Below are 7,050 nucleotides of genomic sequence, written 5' to 3'. Positions count from 1 at the left end.
CCCCCCCCCCCCCCCCCCCCCCCCCCCCCCACGACTGATCTGATCAAAGTTCTTTCCTATTCCTTCGCGTCGATAACGACGTCGGATTTCCTAGATGTCAGGGCATGCGGGTTGCGCGCATGAAACAGGTCCAGGTCGGCCTCGATGCGGTCGAGCAGATTGTTGCGGACCATGTCATAGCCGAGTTCGATCGCGGCGGCGAACCCGTCCGAATCAGCACCGCCATGGCTTTTGACGACGATGCCGTTCAAGCCCAGGAAAACGCCGCCATTGGAGCGGCCGACATCCATCTTTTCGCGCAGCCGATCGAAGGCACCCTTGGCGAAGACGTAGCCGATCTTGGCCATCAGGGTACGGCTCATGGCGGCGCGAAGATAGCCTGCGATCTGGCGCGCGGTGCCCTCGGCCGTCTTCAGCGCGATATTGCCGGCGAAGCCTTCCGTCACCACCACGTCGACCGTACCCTTGCCGATGTCGTCGCCTTCGACGAAGCCATGATAGTTCATCGAGGCCATGTTGGCCTCGCGCAGCATGCGCCCCGCTTCCTTGACTTCTTCCTGGCCTTTGATCTCTTCCACGCCGACATTGAGCAGGCCAACCGTCGGCCGAGCGATGCCGAAAACGGAGCGCGCCATGCCGGTGCCCAGAATGGCAAAATCAATGAGCTGGTGCGCATCGGCCCCGATGGTGGCGCCAACGTCCAGAACCACGCTTTCGCCGCGCAATGTCGGCCACAGTGCCGCGATCGCCGGGCGATCGATGGTGGCCATGGTGCGCAGGCAGAATTTCGACATAGCCATCAGCGCACCGGTGTTGCCGGCGGAGATGCAGGCGTCCGCGGCGCCCGACTTGACCGCTTCGACCGCCTTCCACATCGACGACTTCCAGCGGCCATGGCGCAACGCCTGGCTCGGCTTGTCATCCATCCTGACCGCGATTTCGCAGTGGATGAACTCGCTGACCTCGGCCAGTTTGGGAAATTTGGCCAGTTCGGGACGCACCAACTCCTCACGCCCGTAGATGACGAAACGGATGTCGGGACGGCGGGTCGCGACCGTCATGAGCGCCGGAATGACCACGGCTGGTCCGTGATCGCCGCCCATGGCATCGATGGAAATCCTGATCACGCGGTATTCATCTCACGGTTATGCGGCAGGTCGCTTTAGTGGCCGCAAAGGTTCGGCGAAAATAGCGGTTTTGGGTTTTCACACAACCGACTTTTCCGTCGCCGTCGCGGTTTTCAGGATTTTCCCAGCAAGGATCGCAGTTTTTGCTGAAATTCATTCTCCTCCGGTTCGGTATCGCCGGCGGCATCCAGCGCTGCGCCCGACTTGCGCGGATAGGGGTCGATCGCCAGGCCGAAGAACTGTTCGGCGAGAGCCCCGACATCGATGGTGTCGCCGGAAAACGTTTCGGGACTGTCGGGCCCGTCCGCATCGAGCAGTATTTCGCCGCCGCCTTCGAACCCCTGCCGTCCAAGCTTGGAGTCCTCGGGCAGCAACAGTGCCTCGACCGGCTCATCGATATGGGCCTCGACGGGCTCGAGGGTGACGATGCAGGCCTGGGTGATGTCGGCCTCGACACGGCCGCTGACCTTCACGCCATTGCGCTTCCAGGAGACGACCATGAGTTCGGCGCGATAGGCTTCGACGGACAGCAGCCCGTGCTGCTCGGCGAGCGCGGCGCGCTGCGCCGCGTCGGCGTCGATCACTACGGGCAGCCCCTTGTGCGGCAGACGGGCGACATTTGCGCGGAAGGAAACCGGGCTTTGCGGATCGGCATGTTTCATCGATCAACCTCGCTTGCGAGCGGAAAAAACACCGTGCCGGAAACGATTGATTCGGACGGCTGCGCGGCCAGTTGCCGACGGGCGTCGGCGACATAGTTGGCCAGTTGCGATGCCTGCGGCCACGAGCCGGCATCGGGCTGGATATTGCGGGCAAGTGCCGCGGTCAGCCCGTCGTGATCGTTTCTCTCCAGCGCATCGTCATAGGCTGCGGTGCGGCCATAATACATCTTGGCCAGTTTCTTCATGCGTTTGGGCACACCGACGTCACCAATGCCCAGTTCGCGCAGCGAATGATCGACGTCTAGGAAGAACTCGTCGATCAGCACCTGCGCGACCTCTTGGCCCACGCCATCCTCGCCGCGCAACCGATGCTGGAACAGGAACATGTGCAGCGAAAGCATCTCGAACCGGCCGAGTGGCGTATCCGGCACATTCAAATCGGAATAAAATGCAGTCTGCCGCGCCGCCGCCACGATTTGTGCGTAAAGCGCGTCGGTGATGGCGCGGTTGGCGTGGCGTTCGCGGCCAAAAAGGCGCTGGAACATGGGGATGGTCTCCGGGGACCGTTTGTTGAATTGGCCTTGTTGCAACGGCAAGCAAGCTGGTTTACCGGTTTTGCGGCCCAGCGCAAGTTGCGGCGATGTAATGGAGAATTGTTGTTGCGCGCGCTGAATTTCAAGTCGACCTTCACTTCCGGGCCCGCCGGCGCGATCTCGCTGCTGCTTGTCGTTTCGGCATTGTCGGCATGCCACACCAGCAAGATGATCGGCGATCTCAGCCCGAGCGAGACGCTGACGCAAGGGTATGTCTACGACCAGCAGGCGGTCGATTCGGTGCCCGTCGGGTCCAGCCGCGAGCAGGTGCTTCTGGCGCTTGGCACGCCGTCGACCACGGCCACTTTCGACAATGAGGCGTTTTATTACATCTCGCAAACCCGCAAACGTTATGTCGCCTTCGACAAGCCGAGACTGATCGACCAGAAAGTGCTGGCGGTCTATTTCGGCGATGACGGCCGCGTCACCCAGATCGCCAATTACGGGATGAAGGACGGCAAGATTTTCGACTTCATCTCGCGCACCACGCCGACCGGCGGCAAGGACCAGAACTTCCTCAGCCAGATCATCAACGGCGCCAGCAAGCTGGCGCCCGGCATTCCCGGCGGCGGCACTCCCTGATCTTCAGATCCTGCCTTCCCTTGGAGGGCAGCACCATCTCAGGCGACCAAAAGCCCGCGGGAGCGATCCTGCGGGTTTTTGTTTTGGTCAGGGACGGTCCGGCTTGCCAGCGATGGGGCGAAACCCTATCAAAGCTGCCGGTGCTGGGGGCTTCGAAATGAGTGGCAATGATCATGCAAGGCCGGATGGCTGGATGGCCACCGGTTCGCCTGACCGTCAAACCGTGACATCCGACTGGCTTGCCATCGACCCACCAACGATCGATGGCGTCAGGATCAAGGAAATTCGGCCGGTCGCAACGTCCAACGGCTATTTGACCGAGGTCTTCCGGGACGAGTGGGAGCTCGATCAATTGCCCGTCGGCCAGGTGTTTCAGCGCACGATGTATCCCGGCGCGGTGACGGGCTGGCACGCACACAATGTGACGCTGGATCGGCTGTTCTGCTGTGCCGGCAGTGTCCGCATATCGCTCTATGACGGCCGAAAGGCCTCCCCCAGTTTCGGCGCCGTCTGGCACAAGATCGTCGGTGCGTTGCGCCCGGCGATTGTCATCATCCCGCCGGGCGTGTGGCACGGTGTGACCGCGCTCGGGCCGGAGACGGCCATGCTGCTCAATCTGGTCGACAAGGCCTATGCCTATGACGCGCCGGACCACTGGCGCCTGCCGCCGGACACCGAACACATCCCCTACAAGCTGGTGTAGCGTGGAGCAACCGGGCCAGTCCGATGCGACCGGGTGGAACGCGCCGCTCGTCTCGGTGGTGATTGCCACGCACAACCGGCCCGCCGCGCTGCGACAGGCGTTGAAGAGTGTGCTGGCCCAGACCTTGCAGGACTTTGAAATTCTGGTGATCGGCGACGCCTGCCGCCCTGACACAGCAGCCGTCGTCGGCGAATTTGGCGATCCGCGCATCCTCTATGTCGACCTGCCGGTCAATTTTGGCGAACAATCAGGCCCCAACAACATCGGCTTTGCCAGGGCGCGCGGCCGGTTCGTCGCCTTGCTCAACCATGACGACCTCTGGTTTCCCGACCATCTCGCGGCGACCACGGGATGGATCGACGCGACCAATGCCGACGTGGTGATCGCGCGCGGTGTCGTTGTCGAGCCGCCGGTTGATGGCAAGCCTGTCAAGAACTCGATATTCGGGATCGGCAAGGACGGCTTCTACGATCCCGCTTCGACGACCGGGTTTGGGTCGGCGCAGATCGTGCGGCGGGCATCGTTGAACCGATTGGGACCCTGGCGTCCGGCCAGCCAGTGCTTTTGCGAATCATCGCAAGACTGGTTGTTTCGGGCCTGGCGAAAGGGCGCACTCATCTCGACGATGCCCCATCTGACCGTGCTCAAGCTGCATTCGGGCACCCGCAAGGGCAGCTATGTCGGCGACACGGCGACGGAGCAGGAGGAACTCCTTGACGCAATGCACATGCCGGACGCCCTGCGTGCGACGGTCCTTGCCACGGCCGAAGCGCCCCGCTCGAGCCGATATACCTATCTCAGGCGTAGGGTCCTGGCTGCCTGCGGCATCCATCCCAGGGCCCGGTCCTTTCGCCACAAGCATGGACGCGGCGCCTTTGTCGCCCGGCTGCGCGAGATACGCGGCCTCGCGCCAATGCCGGAGCGCGAACCGGGCGTGGACGAGATGCTGATGTTCTATCGCGACCGCAAGGATGCCGCCGCCAAGGACAGCTAAGCCAAAACCATTCGTTCCGGCGAGAAACCGCTCCTAATAAAAATCCGCGGGGATCGCTCACCGCGGATCTTCATTTCAAAACGCCGGCCGCTCAGCCGTGCGCGAGCACGGCCAGCAGCAAGAGGGCGACGATGTTGGTGATCTTGATCGCCGGATTGACCGCCGGGCCGGCGGTGTCCTTATAGGGATCGCCGACTGTATCGCCGGTCACCGAGGCCTTGTGTGCCTCGGAGCCCTTCAGGTGCTTGACGCCGTTCTTGTCGGTGAAACCGTCCTCGAACGACTTCTTGGCGTTGTCCCAGGCGCCGCCGCCCGAAGTCATCGAGATGGCCACGAACAGGCCGTTGACGATGACGCCGAGCAGCGAAGCGCCGAGAGCTGCGAAGGCGGACGCCTTCGAACCCGAGATCAGCAGCACGCCGAAATAGACGACGAGCGGCGCCAGCACCGGCAGCAGCGACGGGATGATCATTTCCCGGATCGCCGCCTTGGTCAGAAGATCGACCGCGCGTGCGTAGTTCGGCTTGGAGGTGCCGGCCATGATGCCCGGATCCTCGCGGAACTGCTTGCGCACCTCCTCGACGATGGCGCCCGCCGCGCGGCCGACGGCCGTCATGGCGATGCCGCCGAACAGATAAGGGATCAGGCCGCCGAAGATGAGGCCCGCGACCACGTAGGGGTTGGAGAGGTCGAAGGAGATTTCGCCCATGCCCTGGAAGTAAGGATATTTGTCGCCGTTGGCGGCAAAGAACTTCAGGTCGTTCGAGTAGGCGGCGAACAGCACCAGCGCGCCAAGGCCGGCCGAACCGATTGCGTAGCCCTTGGTCACGGCCTTGGTGGTGTTGCCGACCGCGTCGAGCGCGTCGGTGGAGTGGCGCACTTCCTTGGGCAGGCCAGCCATTTCGGCAATGCCGCCGGCATTGTCGGTGACCGGGCCGAAGGCATCGAGCGCGACGATCATGCCGGCAAGACCGAGCATGGTGGTGACGGCGATCGCCGTGCCGTAGAGTCCGGCGAGCTGGTAGGTCGAGATGATGCCGCCGACAATGACGATTGCCGGCAGCGCCGTCGATTCCAGCGAGACCGCAAGGCCCTGGATGACGTTGGTACCATGGCCGGTCACCGACGCCTGGGCGATCGAGTTGACCGGGCGCTTGTTGGTGCCGGTGTAGTACTCGGTGATCACCACGATAAGGCCGGTCACCACGAGGCCGATCAGGCCGCAGATGAACAGGTTCTTGCCGGTGATGGTCATGCCGGCGACGGTGCCGACCTCGCCCCAGCCGAGCGTTGCCGAGGTGGCGACGGCGAGGCCGACGATCGACAGCAGGCCGGTGACGATCAGGCCCTTGTAGAGCGCGCCCATGATCGAGCCGTTGGAGCCGAGCTTGACGAAGAAGGTACCGACGATCGAGGTCAGGATGCAGGCGCCGCAAATAGCGAGCGGATAGAGCATCGCGGCACCCAGGATGGCGGTGCCGCCGAAGAAGATGGCGCCGAGGACCATGGTGGCGACGACCGTCACCGCGTAGGTTTCGAACAGGTCGGCGGCCATGCCGGCGCAGTCGCCGACATTGTCGCCGACATTGTCGGCGATAGTGGCCGGGTTGCGCGGATCATCCTCGGGAATACCGGCTTCGACCTTGCCGACCAGATCGCCGCCGACGTCGGCGCCCTTGGTGAAGATGCCGCCGCCGAGACGGGCGAAGATCGAGATCAGCGACGCGCCGAAACCGAGCGAGACCAGTGAGTCGATGACGATACGGTCGTTGGGCTCAAGGCCCATGAAGTGGGTCAGGATGAGATAGTAGATCGAGACGCCAAGCAGGGCGAGGCCCGCGACCAGCATGCCGGTGATGGCGCCCGACTTGAAGGCGATGTCGAGGCCGGCGGCCAGGCTGTTGGAGGCTGCCTGCGCCGTGCGCACATTGGCCCGCACCGAAACATGCATGCCGATGAAGCCGGCGGCGCCCGACAGCACGGCGCCGATCAGGAAGCCGATCGCGGCGGTGATGGAAAGCAGCCACCAGGCGAGCACGAGCACGACCACGCCGACGATGGCGATGGTTGTGTACTGGCGTGCCAGATAGGCTTGCGCGCCTTCGCGGATGGCGGCGGAGATTTCCTGCATGCGTGCATTGCCCTGATCGGACGCGAGAACCGAACGTGTCGCCCAGATGGCGTAAAGGACAGAAAGCAGACCGCAGGCGATGACGGCGGAAATAATTGTCATTGCCGGATTTTCCTCGATTGATGGCCCAAAAGAACCCCTCCCTGGGCCGTTGAGACAAAGACCGGATCCGCGAACGGAATCCGCCTCTTCGCAGCGGTGTATGCGAAACAGGGTCGCGAACGTCAAGATATTGTTCGGTTTTTGCCCGGCTTTCGC

General features: G+C 63.1%; 7 protein-coding genes. 3 read left to right on the top strand and 4 right to left on the bottom strand.

What is annotated here, in order from left to right:
* Positions 1–56 precede the first annotated feature (56 nt).
* The 3 genes from plsX to LB568_RS28435 all read right to left on the bottom strand — a co-directional run bounded on the left by plsX (position 57) and on the right by LB568_RS28435 (position 2,334).
* Complete coding sequence (gene plsX, locus LB568_RS28445) at positions 57–1,127, bottom strand: phosphate acyltransferase PlsX (protein ID WP_224689833.1); 1,071 nt, start codon at positions 1,125–1,127, stop codon at positions 57–59.
* Positions 1,128–1,240: 113 nt separating this feature from the next.
* On the bottom strand, positions 1,241–1,789 hold the full coding sequence (locus tag LB568_RS28440) for a YceD family protein (protein WP_224731863.1): 549 nt from the start codon (positions 1,787–1,789) through the stop codon (positions 1,241–1,243).
* A complete protein-coding gene (locus tag LB568_RS28435) occupies positions 1,786–2,334 on the bottom strand; it encodes a ubiquinol-cytochrome C chaperone family protein (RefSeq protein ID WP_013895978.1) in 549 nt (182 codons plus the stop codon). The genes LB568_RS28440 and LB568_RS28435 overlap by 4 nt, the downstream gene beginning before the upstream one ends.
* Before the next feature lie 114 nt (positions 2,335–2,448).
* On the opposite strand from LB568_RS28435, the gene LB568_RS28430 reads away from it, so the two are divergent.
* The 3 genes from LB568_RS28430 (at position 2,449) to LB568_RS28420 (ending at position 4,661) form a co-directional block, all read left to right on the top strand.
* Positions 2,449–2,964, top strand: coding sequence for an outer membrane protein assembly factor BamE (locus LB568_RS28430; RefSeq protein WP_013895979.1), 516 nt, complete (start codon positions 2,449–2,451; stop codon positions 2,962–2,964).
* Positions 2,965–3,121: 157 nt separating this feature from the next.
* Positions 3,122–3,667 (top strand): dTDP-4-dehydrorhamnose 3,5-epimerase family protein, encoded by a 546-nt coding sequence (locus LB568_RS28425; RefSeq protein WP_140571369.1) that lies wholly within the window; start codon positions 3,122–3,124, stop codon positions 3,665–3,667.
* 1 nt (position 3,668) lies between these two features.
* Positions 3,669–4,661 (top strand): glycosyltransferase family 2 protein, encoded by a 993-nt coding sequence (locus LB568_RS28420; RefSeq protein ID WP_013895981.1) that lies wholly within the window; start codon positions 3,669–3,671, stop codon positions 4,659–4,661.
* Between the two features lie 91 nt (positions 4,662–4,752).
* Here the strand turns inward: LB568_RS28420 and LB568_RS28415 are convergent, their stop codons facing one another.
* Positions 4,753–6,894, bottom strand: coding sequence for a sodium-translocating pyrophosphatase (locus LB568_RS28415; protein WP_013895982.1), 2,142 nt, complete (start codon positions 6,892–6,894; stop codon positions 4,753–4,755).
* Positions 6,895–7,050: the final 156 nt, after the last annotated feature.

It is taken from the genome of Mesorhizobium sp. B263B2A (assembly GCF_020165775.1).
Classification (GTDB): domain Bacteria; phylum Pseudomonadota; class Alphaproteobacteria; order Rhizobiales; family Rhizobiaceae; genus Mesorhizobium; species Mesorhizobium opportunistum.
Note: the sequence above shows the minus strand (reverse complement) of the source record. Positions and strands in the feature narration are given on the sequence as shown.